The sequence below is a fragment of the Streptomyces sp. NPDC020489 genome (assembly GCF_044386545.1).
Lineage (GTDB): Bacteria > Actinomycetota > Actinomycetes > Streptomycetales > Streptomycetaceae > Streptomyces.
The window spans coordinates 85,250-98,998 of record NZ_JBIRUZ010000001.1 but is presented as its reverse complement, the minus strand read 5'-3'; the positions used below and the strand labels follow the sequence as shown (position 1 = coordinate 98,998).

At 69.2% G+C, this 13,749-nt stretch carries 10 protein-coding genes and 2 tRNA genes; 2 read left to right on the top strand and 10 right to left on the bottom strand.

The features are described 5' to 3' along the window. Nucleotides 1–8: 8 nt before the first annotated feature. Together ACH41F_RS00405 and ACH41F_RS00400 are read right to left on the bottom strand one after the other, a co-directional pair. Entirely contained in the window at nucleotides 9–1,493 is a 1,485-nt protein-coding gene (locus ACH41F_RS00405; protein WP_398831867.1) for a bifunctional folylpolyglutamate synthase/dihydrofolate synthase, read from the bottom strand. Between the two features lie 114 nt (nucleotides 1,494–1,607). Beyond that, complete coding sequence (locus ACH41F_RS00400) at nucleotides 1,608–4,232, bottom strand: valine--tRNA ligase (RefSeq protein WP_398831864.1); 2,625 nt, start codon at nucleotides 4,230–4,232, stop codon at nucleotides 1,608–1,610. Between the two features lie 137 nt (nucleotides 4,233–4,369). Between ACH41F_RS00400 and ACH41F_RS00395 the strand changes: the two genes are divergently transcribed. Further along, on the top strand, nucleotides 4,370–5,317 hold the full coding sequence (locus tag ACH41F_RS00395; protein ID WP_398831860.1) for a hypothetical protein: 948 nt from the start codon (nucleotides 4,370–4,372) through the stop codon (nucleotides 5,315–5,317). A 71-nt stretch (nucleotides 5,318–5,388) separates the two neighbouring features. Here the strand turns inward: ACH41F_RS00395 and clpX are convergent, their stop codons facing one another. The 5 genes from clpX to ACH41F_RS00370 all read right to left on the bottom strand — a co-directional run bounded on the left by clpX (nucleotide 5,389) and on the right by ACH41F_RS00370 (nucleotide 10,125). Beyond that, the gene (gene clpX, locus ACH41F_RS00390) at nucleotides 5,389–6,678 is read right to left on the bottom strand and encodes an ATP-dependent Clp protease ATP-binding subunit ClpX (protein WP_365401143.1); all 1,290 of its coding nucleotides are present in this window, start codon (nucleotides 6,676–6,678) and stop codon (nucleotides 5,389–5,391) included. Nucleotides 6,679–6,856: 178 nt separating this feature from the next. Then, nucleotides 6,857–7,537 carry an ATP-dependent Clp protease proteolytic subunit gene (locus tag ACH41F_RS00385; protein ID WP_391241428.1) on the bottom strand — a complete coding sequence of 227 codons (681 nt, stop codon included), beginning with the start codon at nucleotides 7,535–7,537 and terminating at the stop codon, nucleotides 6,857–6,859. Nucleotides 7,538–7,607: 70 nt separating this feature from the next. After that, nucleotides 7,608–8,213 (bottom strand): ATP-dependent Clp protease proteolytic subunit, encoded by a 606-nt coding sequence (locus ACH41F_RS00380; protein ID WP_059192220.1) that lies wholly within the window; start codon nucleotides 8,211–8,213, stop codon nucleotides 7,608–7,610. A 290-nt stretch (nucleotides 8,214–8,503) separates the two neighbouring features. Then, on the bottom strand, nucleotides 8,504–9,892 hold the full coding sequence (tig, locus tag ACH41F_RS00375) for a trigger factor (protein ID WP_391241425.1): 1,389 nt from the start codon (nucleotides 9,890–9,892) through the stop codon (nucleotides 8,504–8,506). Nucleotides 9,893–10,048: 156 nt separating this feature from the next. Next, nucleotides 10,049–10,125 (bottom strand) — tRNA-Pro (locus ACH41F_RS00370). A gap of 130 nt (nucleotides 10,126–10,255) precedes the next feature. Between ACH41F_RS00370 and ACH41F_RS00365 the strand changes: the two genes are divergently transcribed. Further along, nucleotides 10,256–10,326, top strand: a tRNA-Gly gene (locus tag ACH41F_RS00365). A 73-nt stretch (nucleotides 10,327–10,399) separates the two neighbouring features. On the opposite strand, the gene ACH41F_RS00360 is transcribed toward ACH41F_RS00365, so the two are convergent. From ACH41F_RS00360 to ACH41F_RS00350, 3 genes are all read right to left on the bottom strand, one after another. Continuing rightward, entirely contained in the window at nucleotides 10,400–10,855 is a 456-nt protein-coding gene (locus ACH41F_RS00360; protein WP_391241423.1) for a hypothetical protein, read from the bottom strand. Between the two features lie 132 nt (nucleotides 10,856–10,987). After that, entirely contained in the window at nucleotides 10,988–13,129 is a 2,142-nt protein-coding gene (locus tag ACH41F_RS00355) for a serine/threonine-protein kinase (protein ID WP_398831857.1), read from the bottom strand. 77 nt (nucleotides 13,130–13,206) lie between these two features. Then, complete coding sequence (locus ACH41F_RS00350) at nucleotides 13,207–13,401, bottom strand: hypothetical protein (protein ID WP_059191782.1); 195 nt, start codon at nucleotides 13,399–13,401, stop codon at nucleotides 13,207–13,209. Nucleotides 13,402–13,749 lie beyond the last annotated feature (348 nt).

The following is a 13,749-nucleotide window of genomic DNA, read 5'->3' as shown; positions in this document are numbered from 1 at the left end:
GGTGGGTTTCAGCCCTTCCCCAGCAGCAGCCGGGCCTCGCCGACTGTGATGACCGATCCGGTGACGAGCACACCGCCGCCCGCGAACTCGCCCTCCTCCTCGGCCAGCGTGATCGCGGCCTCCAGGGCGTCGGGCAGCCGCGGCTCGACCTGTACGCGCTCCTCACCGAACACCTCGACGGCGATTCCGGCAAGCTCGTCCGCGTCCATGGCCCGGTGACTGGTGTTCTGGGTGACGACGATCTCCGCGAAGATCGGCTCGAAGGCCTCCAGCAGCCCTCGCACGTTCTTGTCGCCGCTCGCCCCGACCACCCCGATCAGCCGGCTGAAGTCGAAGGCCTCGCCGATCGCCTCGGCGGTGGCACGGGCGCCCGCGGGATTGTGCGCCGCGTCCAGCACGACGGTGGGAGAACGCCGTACGACCTCCAGCCGCCCCGGGGAGGTCACGGCCGCGAAGGCCTTGCGTACGGTGTCGATGTCGAGCGGCTCGGGCCGCTGCGAGCCGACGCCGAAGAACGCCTCGACCGCGGCGAGCGCCACGGCGGCGTTGTGCGCCTGGTAGGCACCGTGCAGCGGGAGGTAGACCTCCTCGTACTCCCCGCCGAGCCCGCGCAGCGTGAGCAGTTGCCCGCCGACCGCGACCTGCCGCGCGACCACTCCGAACTCGAGTCCCTCACGAGCGACCGTGGCGTCGACCTCGACCGCCTTCTTCAGCAGGACTTGAGCGGCGTCGACCGGCTGCTGCGCCAGGATGACCGTCGCGTCCTGCTTGATGATGCCGGCCTTCTCCGTGGCGATCGCGGCGGTCGTCTCGCCCAGCCGGTCGGTGTGGTCCAGGTCGATGGGGGTGACGACGGCGACGTCCCCGTCGATGACGTTGGTGGCGTCCCAGGAGCCGCCCATGCCGACCTCGACGACCGCCACGTCGACCGGGGCGTCGGCGAAGGCGGCGTACGCCATGCCGGTCAGCACCTCGAAGAAGGACAGCCGGTACTCCTGCTGCGCGTCGACCATCTCGACGTACGGCCTGATGTCCTCGTACGTCTCGATGAAGCGCTCCGCCGAGATCGGTGCCCCGTCCAGGCTGATGCGCTCGGTGATCGACTGCACGTGGGGGCTGGTGTACCGGCCGGTGCGCAGCTCGAAGGCGCCGAGGAGGGCCTCGATCATGCGGGCCGTGGAGGTCTTGCCGTTGGTGCCGGTGATGTGGATCGAGGGGTACGACCGCTGCGGGTCGCCCAGGACGTCCATGAGCGCGGCGATACGGCTGACGGAGGGCTCCAGCTTGGTCTCGCCCCACCGCGTGGCGAGGTCCGCCTCGACCGCGCGCAGAGCCTTGTCGACCTCGGGGTCCTCGGGTCGTCCCGGCACGTCTGCCTCCGGCGGGCCGCCCTGGGTGCGCAGGGTGCGGCTGCCGGCCTCGATGACCGCGAGGTCGGGGTCCCGGTCTGTCTCGGCGTCGATGATCTCGTCGAAGGGGTCGCTGTCGCTCACGGGGCCAGTCTACGGAGGCTGACCGGCATGCCGCCCATGGAGTGGGGTGGCCGGTGCCGCCTTGCGGGCGCGGGGAGGCTGTGGCTCGCACAGTTCCCCGCGCCCCGGGGTCGGCTACTGCTGGGGCAGCCTGTCCAGCTGGGACTGGATACGGGCGATGTCCTCGTCCGCCTTCGCCAGCCGGCCGCGAATCTTGTCCACCACGTTGTCCGGGGCCTTGGCGAGGAACGCCTCGTTGCCGAGCTTCGCCGTGGCCTGGGCCTTCTCCTTCTCGGCGGCCGCCAGGTCCTTCGCGAGGCGCTTGCGCTCCGCCGCGACGTCGATGGTGCCGGAGAGGTCGAGGGCGACCTCGGCGCCGGCGACCGGGAGGGTCGCCGTGGCCGTGAAGGCGTCGCCCTCGGGCTGGAGGCGCAGGAGCTGGCGGATGGCGGCCTCGTGCGGCGCCAGTGCCGTGCCGTCGAGGGTGAGGCGGGCCGGGACGCGCTGGCCGGGCTGGAGGCCCTGGTCGGCGCGGAAGCGGCGGACCTCGGTGATGACGGACTGGAGGGTCTCGATCTCCCGCTCGGCGGCGTCGTCACGGAAGCCGCTGTCCGTCGGCCAGTCCGCGATGACGATGGACTCGCCGCCCGTGAGGGTGGTCCAGAGGGTGTCGGTGACGAACGGGACAAGCGGGTGCAGCAGCTTCAGCGTGACGTCGAGGACCTCGCCGAGGACGCGCTGGGAGACCTTGGCGCCCTCGCCGCCCGCCTGGAACGTGGTCTTCGACAGCTCGACGTACCAGTCGAAGACCTCGTCCCACGCGAAGTGGAAGAGGGCGTCGGAGAGCTTGGCGAACTGGAAGTCCTCGTAGAACGCGTCCACTTGGGCGACCGTCTTGTTGAGACGGGACAGGATCCAGCGGTCCGTGGCCGACATCTGCTCGGGGGACGGCAGCGGGCCCTCGACCGTCGCGCCGTTCATCAGCGCGAAGCGGGTGGCGTTCCAGATCTTGTTGGCGAAGTTCCGGGACGCCTGGACCCAGTCCTCGCCGATCGGGACGTCGGTGCCGGGGTTGGCGCCGCGGGCCAGGGTGAAACGGACGGCGTCGGAGCCGTACTTGTCCATCCAGTCGAGCGGGTCGACGACGTTGCCGAAGGACTTCGACATCTTCTTGCCGCGCTCGTCGCGGACCAGGCCGGTCAGGGCGATGGTCTTGAACGGGACCTCGCCGTCCATGGCGTAGAGGCCGAACATCATCATCCGGGCGACCCAGAAGAAGATGATGTCGTGGCCGGTCAGCAGGACGTCGGTGGAGTAGAACTTCCGCAGGTCCGCGGTCTGTTCGGGCCAGCCGAGCGTGGAGAAGGGCCACAGGCCGGAGGAGAACCAGGTGTCCAGGACATCGGTGTCCTGGTGCCAGCCCTCGCCCGTGGGCGGCTCCTCGTCGGGGCCGACGCAGACGACCTCGCCGTCCGGGCCGTACCAGACCGGAATCCGGTGGCCCCACCACAACTGCCGCGAGATGCACCAGTCGTGCATGTTGTCGACCCAGTCGAAGTACCGCTTCGACATGTCCTCGGGGTGGATCCTGACCCGGCCGTCGCGGACCGCGTCACCGGCGGCCTTGGCGAGCGGGCCGACCTTGACCCACCACTGCATCGACAGGCGCGGCTCGATGGTGGTCTTGCAGCGCGAGCAGTGGCCGACGGAGTGGACGTAGGGCCGCTTCTCGGCGACGATCCGGCCCTGCGAGCGCAGCGCCGCGACGATGGCGGAGCGCGCCTCGAAGCGGTCCAGGCCCTGGAAGGGTCCGTGGACCGTGATGACGGCCCGCTCGTCCATGACCGTGATCGACTCCAGGCCGTGGCGCTGGCCGATGGCGAAGTCGTTGGGGTCGTGGGCCGGGGTCACCTTGACGGCACCGGTGCCGAACGCGGGATCGACGTGGGTGTCGGCGACGACGGGGATGGTGCGGTCGGTCAGCGGCAGCTTGATCCGCTTGCCGACGAGGTGCCGGTAGCGCTCGTCGTCGGGGTGAACGGCGACGGCGGTGTCACCGAGCATGGTCTCGGCACGGGTGGTGGCGACGACGAGCGTCTCCTCCCCCTCCCCGTACGTGATGGAGACGAGCTCGCCGTCGTCCTCCTGGTACTCGACCTCGATGTCGGAGATGGCGGTCAGACAGCGCGGGCACCAGTTGATGATGCGCTCGGCGCGGTAGATCAGCTCGTCCTCGTAGAGCTTCTTGAAGATGGTGAGGACGGCCTTGGACAGCCCTTCGTCCATGGTGAACCGCTCACGGTCCCAGTCGACGCCGTCGCCCAGGCGGCGCATCTGGCCGAGGATCTTGCCGCCGTACTCTTCCTTCCACTGCCAGACGCGCTCGACGAACTCCTCGCGCCCCAGGTCGTGCCGCGACTTGCCCTCCTCGGCGAGCTGCTGCTCGACCTTGTTCTGGGTCGCGATACCGGCGTGGTCCATGCCGGGCAGCCACAGCGACTCGTACCCCTGCATGCGCTTGCGGCGCGTGAGGGCGTCCATGAGCGTGTGCTGGAAGGCGTGCCCCAGGTGCAGGGAGCCGGTGACGTTCGGCGGCGGGATGACGATGGTGTACGCGGGCTTGTCGCTCTTCGCGTCGGCGGCGAAGTAACCCCGTTCCACCCAGCGCTCGTACAGCGCCCCCTCTACCTCGGCCGGCGCGTACTGGGTCGGCAGTTCGGTGTCGGGCGCTGATGGCTGCTGCTGAGCGTTCTCGGTCACGGGCCCAGTTTAGGGGTGTCGCGGGGGTGTCCCGAAACGGCTTTGTTCTGTAACGGTGGCACCCCCCGATGCGGTGCGTGCGCCCTGCCTGCGCCAGGATGTTCGGAACACATAAGCATCTGGAGGGGACCCCAGTAATGAGTCACAACCAGCCGGGCCCGTACGGCGGGCAGCCCCAGCAGCCCGGACCGTACGGCCAGCCGGGCCCGTACGGCCAGCAGCCGCCGCAGGCCCCCCAGCCCGGCTACGGCTACCCCCAGCAGCCCGCCCAGCCCCAACAGCCGGGCTACGGCTACCCCCAGCAGGGCGGCGTCCCGCCCCAGACCCCGCCGTACGGGCAGCAGCAGTACGGTCAGCAGCCCTACACGACCCCGATGCCGCCCGTGCCCGGCGGTGGCAGTGGCGGCGGCGGCAAGAAGAAGCTCGGCCTGATCATCGGCGCGGTGGCGGTCGTGGCGGCGATCGCGGTGGGCGCGGCGCTGGTGCTGGGTGGGGGTGACAGCGACTCGGCCGCCGGGGACGACGGTCCGCACAAGCTGACCACTCCGGCCAAGGTTCTCGGCGAGTACAAGAAGAGCGAGGGCGAGAACTCCGACGGTGCGATGACCGAGGAGGATCTGAAGGACGCCGCGAAGTGGGGCGTGAAGGACCCCAAGGACGTCGACGCGTCGTACCAGGCGGGCGAGGACCCGGACAACCCGCTGGCGGGCAAGCTGCTGTCCTTCGGTGGTGTCTACGGCGAGATCGAGGACCCCGAGAAGACGGTCGACGCGCTCTTCGCCTCCATGAAGAAGGACGCGGCCGAGAACGACGTCACCTTCGAGGGCGACCCGAAGGCCTACACGCCCGAGGGCTTCGACGGCACCGTCCTGAAGTGCCAGCAGGCCACGATGAAGAACACCGAGGCCTCGGCGGGTGTGCCGAGCGAGATGAAGATGACGTACTGCGCCTGGGGCGACCACAGCACGATCGGCTTCGTGATGCCCCTGGAGTTCTCGGACATCGCGGCCGGCAAGGGGGCGGATCCGACGGAGGTGGCCGCGCTCACGGTCAAGCTCCGCAAGGAGGTCCGCGTCAAGATCTGACGCTCCGAACTGCGAAGGGGCCCCGGTCGGTTGACCGGGGCCCCTTCGTTCGTCCTGGTGCGCGGCGGCGGTTACGCCGTCTTCGCCTCGCCCGGGCCCCGGCCGTTGCGCGCGTCGCGCGGGATCAGGGTGGGGTTGACGTTGGAGTGGACGACGTCCGCCGTGATGACGACGCGGGCGACGTCCTTGCGGGACGGGATCTCGTACATGACGCCCTGGAGGACTTCCTCCATGATGGCGCGCAGGCCTCGGGCGCCGGTCTGGCGGAGGATGGCCTGGTCGGCGATGGCCTCGAGCGCCTCGCGCTCGAAGTCCAGCTCCACGCCGTCGAGTTCGAAGAGGCGCTGGTACTGCTTCACCAGGGCGTTGCGAGGCTCGACCAGGATCTGGAGCAGCGCCTCGCGGTCGAGGTTGTGGACCGAGGTGATGACGGGCAGACGGCCGATGAACTCGGGGATCATCCCGAACTTCACCAGGTCCTCCGGCATGACGTCCTCGAACTGGTCCTTGGCCTCCAGCTCCCGCTTGGAGCGGATCGTCGCGCCGAAGCCGATGCCCTTCGCGCCCGCCCGGGACTCGATGAGCTTCTCCAGGCCCGCGAAGGCACCGCCCACGATGAACAGGACGTTCGTCGTGTCGATCTGGATGAACTCCTGGTGCGGGTGCTTGCGTCCGCCCTGGGGCGGGACCGAGGCCGTGGTGCCCTCGAGGATCTTGAGCAGGGCCTGCTGGACACCCTCGCCGCTCACATCACGCGTGATGGAGGGGTTCTCGCTCTTCCTCGCGACCTTGTCGATCTCATCGATGTAGATGATGCCCGTCTCGGCCTTCTTGACGTCGTAGTCCGCCGCCTGAATGAGCTTCAGGAGGATGTTCTCGACGTCCTCGCCGACGTACCCCGCCTCGGTGAGCGCCGTTGCGTCGGCGATCGCGAACGGGACGTTCAGCATGCGGGCCAGGGTCTGGGCCAGCAGGGTCTTGCCGGAGCCCGTCGGGCCCAGCAGGAGGATGTTGGACTTCGCCAACTCGATCGCGTCGTCACGGCCGTTGCCGCCGCCGTTCTCTCCGGCCTGGACGCGTTTGTAGTGGTTGTACACCGCCACGGAGAGCGCCTTCTTGGCCGACTCCTGGCCCACCACATAGCCCTCGAGGAACTCGTAGATCTCGCGGGGCTTGGGCAGTTCCTCCCAGCGCACCTCGCTCGTCTCCGCGAGCTCCTCCTCGATGATCTCGTTGCAGAGGTCGATGCACTCGTCGCAGATGTACACACCAGGCCCTGCGATGAGCTTCTTGACCTGCTTCTGGCTCTTGCCGCAGAACGAGCACTTGAGCAGATCGCCGCCGTCACCGATGCGTGCCACGGTGTGCTTCCCCTTCGCCTGGGAGACGCCTAGGTCCAGCGGCTCCTGGTGCTGCCTTATTCCGACGGTACCTTGCCGGGCCCCCCGTTCGGGCCCCCCTTGGCGCGGTTCACTTTGACGTGCAGCGTGTCAAAGCACACGAACCAGGCCAAGGGGCGGCAGACAATACAGCCTCCGACTAGCGGACGGCCGCGTTGTTCATCTTCCGGGTGGAGATGATCTGGTCGATCAGACCGTAGGAGAGCGCCTCCTCGGCCGTGAGGATCTTGTCGCGCTCGATGTCCTCGCGGATCTTCTCGATCGGCGTGGTGGAGTGCTTGGCCAGCATCTCCTCCAGCTGCGCGCGCATCCGCAGGATCTCGTTGGCGGCGATCTCCAGGTCGGAGACCTGACCGCGGCCCGTCTCGCTGTAGGGCTGGTGGATCAGCACGCGCGCGTTCGGCAGCGCCATGCGCTTGCCGGGCGTACCGGCGGCGAGCAGGATGGCCGCGGCGGAGGCCGCCTGGCCCATGCAGACCGTCTGGATGTCCGGCTTCACGAACTGCATCGTGTCGTAGATGGCCGTCAGCGCGGTGAAGGAGCCGCCGGGGCTGTTGATGTAGACCGAGATGTCCCGGTCGGGGTCCATCGACTCCAGGCACAGCAGCTGCGCCATGACGTCGTTGGCGGAGGCGTCGTCGATCTGCACGCCGAGGAAGATCACGCGCTCCTCGAACAGCTTCGCGTACGGGTCGTACTCGCGGACGCCCTGCGAGGTGCGCTCGACGAAGCGCGGGATGACGTAACGGGACTCCGCCGAGGGGCCCGTGTACTCGGCGCGCGTGCGGTCGTACATGCCGCTGCCGGGGAAGTCGTTCACTGTCTGTCTCCTAGGAGCTGAGGCGGTCGGCTGGGGGCGCTTGCGGGGCCCTGGGGCCCAGCGGTGGGGCTCAGGCCCCGGTGCCGCCGCCGCCCGGCATGTTGGCGGCCGTGGTGATGACCTCGTCGATGAGGCCGTACTCCTTGGCCTCCTCCGCGTCGAACCAGCGGTCGCGGTCGGAGGCGCGGGTGATCTCCTCGAACGACTGCCCCGTGTGCTGCGAGGTGAGCTCGGCCATGCGCTTCTTGGTGTGCAGCAGCCGCTCGGCGTGGATCTTGATGTCCGAGGCCGAACCGGCGAGACCGGCGGACGGCTGGTGGATCAGGATCTCGGCGTTCGGCAGCGCGAAGCGCTTGCCGGGGGTGCCCGCGCTGAGCAGGAACTGCCCCATGGAGGCGGCGAGACCCATGGCGATCGTCACCACGTCGTTCTTGATGTACTGCATGGTGTCGTAGATCGCCATGCCGGCGGTGATCGAGCCGCCCGGGCTGTTGATGTAGAGGTAGATGTCCTTGTCCGGGTCGGCGGCAAGGAGCAGCAGCTGTGCGGTGATCTTGTTGGCGATGTCGTCGTCGACCGGCTGGCCGAGGAAGATGATCCGCTCGTTGAGCAGCCGGTTGTAGACCTGGTCACCGAGGCCACCACCGATGGAAGGCTCGCCGGCGGCTGAAGGCATCAGATTCGTCACGTATCCACCTGCTCGTCTTACGACGGCGCCGGGCCGTCTTCACGTGTTCCTGCCGGGGCTGGGCAGTTTCGTCAGACTCCCCTGCCCTCGTACTCATGGACCCTAACGCGCAGGCCCGGCCGAGCCATCCCGGTTCCCGGGGTGTTCGCCGGGGGCGTAGCCGCCGTAGGCGGGAAAGGCCCCCGGGACCATGTCCCCGGGGGCCTTTCCTGCGACGTACAAGGGCGCGCGACGGCCGTACGCGACGCTCTACGGCCTGTGCGGCGCCGTGGGCGCGATCAGCCCTCGGTCTTGGCGTCCGCCTCGGTGGCGTCGGCCTCGGTGGCCTCCGCGGCGGTCTCGTCGGCCTCGTCCTCGTCGTCCAGGTCGATGACCTCGCCGTTGGTGTCCTTCACCGTGGCGGCCTCGACCACGACGGCCAGGGCCTTGCCGCGGGCGACCTCGCCGACCAGGAGCGGAACCTGGCCGCCCTCGACGACCGCCTGGGCGAACTGGTCGGGGGACATGCCCGAGGAGGCCGCACGGCGCATGAGGTGCTCGGTGAGCTCCTCCTGGTTGACGTTCAGCTTCTCGCGCTTGACCAGCTCGTCGAGGACGAACTGGGTCTTGATGCCCTTGACCGCGGCGTCCTTGGTCTCGGTGTCGAACTCCTCGACCGTCTTGCCCTGGATCTCCAGGTACTTCTCCAGGTCCAGGCCCATCTGGCCGAGCTGGTGGTGCTCGAGGTTGTGCTTGCGGGTGTTGATCTCGTCCTCGAGGAGCTTCTCGGGGACGGGCACCTCGACGAGCTCCAGCAGCTTCTCCAGGACGCGCTCCTGGGCCTGCGTGGCCTGGTCGTACTGCTTCATGTTCTCGAGGCGCTTGCGGCTGTCGGCCTTCAGCTCGTCGAGGGTGTCGAACTCGGAGGCGAGCTGCGCGAACTCGTCGTCCAGCTCGGGCAGTTCGCGGGCGGCGACCTGGGTGACCTTGACGGTGACCTCGGCCTCCTTGCCGGCCGCGGAGCCGCCCTTGAGCTCGGAGGTGAAGGTGGTCTCGCCACCGGCCTCCAGGCCCTTGACGGCGTCGTCGATGCCGTCGAGGAGCTCGCCCGAGCCGATGGTGTAGGACACACCGCTGGCGATGCCGTCCTCCAGCACCTCGCCGTCGACCTTGGCCTCCAGGTCGATGGTGACGACGTCGCCGTCCTCGGCGGCACGCTCGACCGGGGAGGTGGAGGCGAAGCGCTCACGCAGCTGCTCGACCGACTTCTCGACGTCCTCGTCGGTCACCTCGACGGCGTCGACCTCGACCTCGATGGAGGAGAAGTCCTCGGGGAGCTCCAGGGACGGACGGATGTCGACCTCGGCGGTGAAGTTCAGCGTCTCGCCGTCCTTCAGCTCGGTGATGTCGACCTCGGGCTGGCCCAGGACGTCGATCTCGGCCTCGTTGACGGCCTCGGTGTAGAACTTCGGAAGCGCGTCGTTGACGGCCTCCTCCAGCACGGCGCCGCGACCGAACCGCTGGTCGATGACGCGGGCCGGGATCTTGCCCTTGCGGAAGCCCTTCACCGTGACCTGCTGGTTGATCTTCTTGTACGCCGCGTCGAGGCTGTCCTTGAGCTCCTCGAAGGGCACCTCGACAGTGAGCCGAACCCGAGTCGGGTTCAGGGTCTCCACGGCGCTCTTCACGGTTCGGTCTCCTTGTGGCTGACTTCTTGGATTGCCGGGGCCAGAACGGCTCCGGCGGATTCGCCGCCCAGGACTACATCAGACGAGAGGCACACGGGCGCGCAGCTTGCATAGTAACCGCAGCCGAGACACGCCCCAAAAGGCGATCAAGAAAGGTGGTCGGGGTGGCGGGATTTGAACCCACGGCCTTCCGCTCCCAAAGCGGACGCGCTACCAAGCTGCGCCACACCCCGTCTGGTGCGACACGTAGGGTACATGCCCGCGAGCGGTGGGGCCGCCGTATTGACGGGGCGTGCGGTCAGGGGCCCCGACCCGCTACGATGCCTTCTGTGCCGCGGTCACCTGACCTGCGGCGCCTCCTGTGCGGGCGTAGCTCAATGGTAGAGCCCTAGTCTTCCAAACTAGCTACGCGGGTTCGATTCCCGTCGCCCGCTCTGTACGGCTCAGGGCCAGGCCGGAGGTTCATTCCTCCGCCTGGCCCTGATCGTTTGCTGGGGTGGTGTGATCTCAGCAGACGGACATGGTGTTGAAGTCGTACGTCGCCTCGTTCGGGAACCTCCAGATGACGCTGGAGTTGGCGGGGGCGCGGTACGTGCCGACGTTGGGTCCCGTGAAGCGGACCTCGGCTCCGCCCGTCTGGTTGTTGAGCACGGAGAGCGCGTCGATGAAGTTCGAGAGCGATCGCGTACCGCACCTGTACAGGTGGAAGATGCTCTGCTTGCCGTCGCCCTGACCGACCGAGACGCAGGCGATCCCTGACGCCAGGGCGCAGATCTTGAGCGCCCTGTCCGCATCGGCACCGCCTTGGATGTCCCGCTGCACGTACTCGCCCGAGTACAGGGGGGAGATCCCCGGCGTCCACGCGGTGGCGGCGGCCTGTGCCGGTGCCTGCGCGGCGAGCGGAAGAAGGAACGCGGCGATCAGCGTCGCGACCGTCGCAGCCGCTCGTTTTCTCAGTCCCATGGGATCTCCTGTGTAGTCGCAACCGACGACTCGAACCGTAGACCGCACCAGGGACGTCGTGACCCTGACAAATATCAGGGTGGGGGCGCTCGGGTCACGTCCGAGGCGGGGGTTGCGGAGCCCTCCCCGGGGTCAGAGGTCGCGTACGTCCACCGTGTACACGGAGCGCAGGCCGTAGGGGACGTAGAGGGCGTCGCCGACCAGGGTGAGGGGGGCGCCGGTCGGGGGGCCCTCCACGGCGCCGTCGTCGCGGCCCGGGAGGGTGCTGTCGACCTCGCCGTCGGCGCGGTTCACGGCGGCGAGGCGGCCGCTCGGGGACGCGACGTACAGGTGGGTGCCGGAGACGGTCGGGGGGCCCGACTGCTCGACGCCGGTGTTGCTCGCCCAGGCCTGGCGGCCGGTGGTGGGGTCGACCGCGCGGATGCCGCCGTTGGTGAGGGTGAAGTAGAGGGTGCCGCCGGCGAGGGTGGGGGTGGCGGCCTCGGGCTGGGCCTCGGACAGCTTCACGGTCGTCACGACGTGCGTGGCGATGTTGATCAGGGTCAGGGTGCGGTGGGCGCCGGTGGTCCTCATCAGCACCAGGCGGCCGTCGTGGTGGCCGACGATGTTCATGTCGCCCTTGACCTTGACGGTCCAGCGGGGTCTGCCGGTGGCGGGGTCGAGCTGGGAGACGCTCGTGGTCTCGATCTCGTCGGAGGTGTACTTGCCGCTGAGCAGGTAGGCCTGTCCGCCGACGCTGTGCAGCAGGCACAGGTACCGTGCCGGGTCCGGCAAGGGGCGCTTCCAGCGGACCCTGCCGTCGTCGGCGTCGAGCAGGGCCAGCTGGCTCCCCGTCCTGCCGTACACGGATATGACGCCCTCGGGCACGGCCGCCGAGGCGCCCTGGTCGCTGCTCGGTTCCGTGCCGTCCTCGCCGTCGGCGGTGACCGTCCTCCAGATCACCTTGCCGGTCTCGGCGTCCAGGGCCTGGACCGTGTAGCGGGTCAGGTACGAGCTCTTGTCGGCGTCGGGCCGGTCGTCGGCTCCGTAGACGTACACCCGGCCCTCGCGGGTGCCGATGATCGTGCCGCCGCCGGAGCTGCTGCTGCTGAAGTCCTCGTTGTCGGCGGTCGGGTCGATGGGCAGGGCCCAGGTGTTCTCGCCGTCCGCCAGGGCGAAGCGGGTCGCCATGACCTCGTCGCCCGCGCAGACCAGGGACGTGCCGGTGGCGGCGCAGCGGTTGAAGAGGGTGCTGGGGCCCAGCGGGTCCTTGTCGACGCTCGGATCCTTCGACCGCGCGTGCCAGGCCGTCCAGCCGGCCGGGAGGTCGCCGGGGGGAGCGGGGTCGCCGTCGAGGGCGAGTGTCGTGGTGACGGCGGCCGCGAGCGCCAGGGTGCCCGCCGCGGTGGCCAGCCACCGGCGGGTGCGACGGCGGGGCCGGCCGGTGCCGGACACTCCCGTCGGCGTGTCCTGCGCGGTCGGCCAGTCGCCGTCCTTGAGCAGGCGCAGCAACTCGTCCGCGGTGGGGCGGGACTTGGGATCCTTTTCCAGGCAGAGGCGGATGAAGGGGAGCAACTCGGCCGGGACGCCGTCGAGTTCAGGGGTGCCCTCGACCACGCGGATCGCCGTCTCGTACGGGCTCGGGCTGTCGAAGGGGCCGTGGCCGGAGGCGGCGTAGGCGACCACGGCGCCCAGGGAGAAGATGTCCGCGGCCGGGCCCACGTCCTGGGGCGAGGAGAACTGCTCCGGGGACATGAAGGGCGGGGTGCCCATCACGCGGCCGGTCTGGGTGAGGACGTCGGAGGCGGCGAACTCGGCGGCGCGGGAGACGCCGAAGTCGATGACGCGGGGGCCGTCGTCGGCGAGCATCACGTTGGCCGGTTTCAGGTCCCGGTGGACCACTCCGGCGCGGTGGATGTCACGGATGGCCTCGGCCAGGCCGGCGGCCAGGTCCCGCAGCCGGGGCAGCGGCAGCGGGCCGTTGTCCTGGATGTGCACGCCGAGGTTGGACCCCGGTATGTAGAGCGTGGCCATCCAGGGGCGCGGCGCGTCGGCGTCCGCGTCCACGACCGGAGCGGTGAAGGCGCCGCTGACCTGGCGGGCGGCGGCCACCTCACGGCGGAACCGGGCGCGGAACTCGTCGTCGTCCGCGTACTGGCCGTGCACCACCTTGATCGCGAGACGGCGGCCGGAGGCGGAACGGGCGAGGTAGACCACGCCCATGCCGCCGCTGCCCAGGCGGTCCTCGATGCGGTACCCGCCCACGTCCGCCGGGTCCGAGTCGCGCAGCGCCATCCCCGTACGCCCCCTGTTTGTCCGCCGCCGGCCCCCGTGACCGGACGGATCAGCCTAGTACCAGGGGCCGAAGGGGGTCAGAACTGGATCGAGTTGATGGTCTCCGCTATCGAGTTGAGGAAGCGCTGGATGTCGTCGGCCATGCCCGTCGAGGCGAGGAAGAAGCCGAACAGCACGGCCACGACGGCAGGTCCGGCCTTGAGGGATCCGCCACGGATCAACACCACCATGATGATCGCCAACAGCAGCACCACTGACAGCGAAATGGCCACAACTGATCACACACCCTCGGTCGGTCCGCTCCCGGCCCGGGGATGCCGGCCCCGCGCACCCCCGCCAGAACCATCGTGCCACCAACCAAGCCGCTGTATGCGGCAGGTGAGGCATCGTTGACCACAGGTGTGCTCGATCCATGGGGCGCCGGCCGGCCGCGCGGGCCAACCTCCGTGTTCCGCACGACAATTCGAGAGCGTGTCCGCCTCTCCCCCGAACGGGTAATTCGACAGGATCGTTTCGCCCTCCACACAACCTGTTCGCAGGTAATTCGAATGGGCGCCACGGCTGCCGGAAGCGGACATTCCACCGGAGTCGGCTGCTGGTCTTATGCCCTATTTAGTCGG

Bases quoted from the DNA above. Each gene is read 5' to 3' on its own strand.
- ACH41F_RS00355 (WP_398831857.1), bottom strand. From the start codon at position 13,129: ATGGCGCTGCGCGACTCGGACCCGGCGGACGTGGGCGGGTACCGCATC.
- ACH41F_RS00360 (WP_391241423.1), bottom strand. From the start codon at position 10,855: ATGGGACTGAGAAAACGAGCGGCTGCGACGGTCGCGACGCTGATCGCC.
- ACH41F_RS00395 (WP_398831860.1), top strand. From the start codon at position 4,370: ATGAGTCACAACCAGCCGGGCCCGTACGGCGGGCAGCCCCAGCAGCCC.
- ACH41F_RS00380 (WP_059192220.1), bottom strand. From the start codon at position 8,213: ATGCCTTCAGCCGCCGGCGAGCCTTCCATCGGTGGTGGCCTCGGTGAC.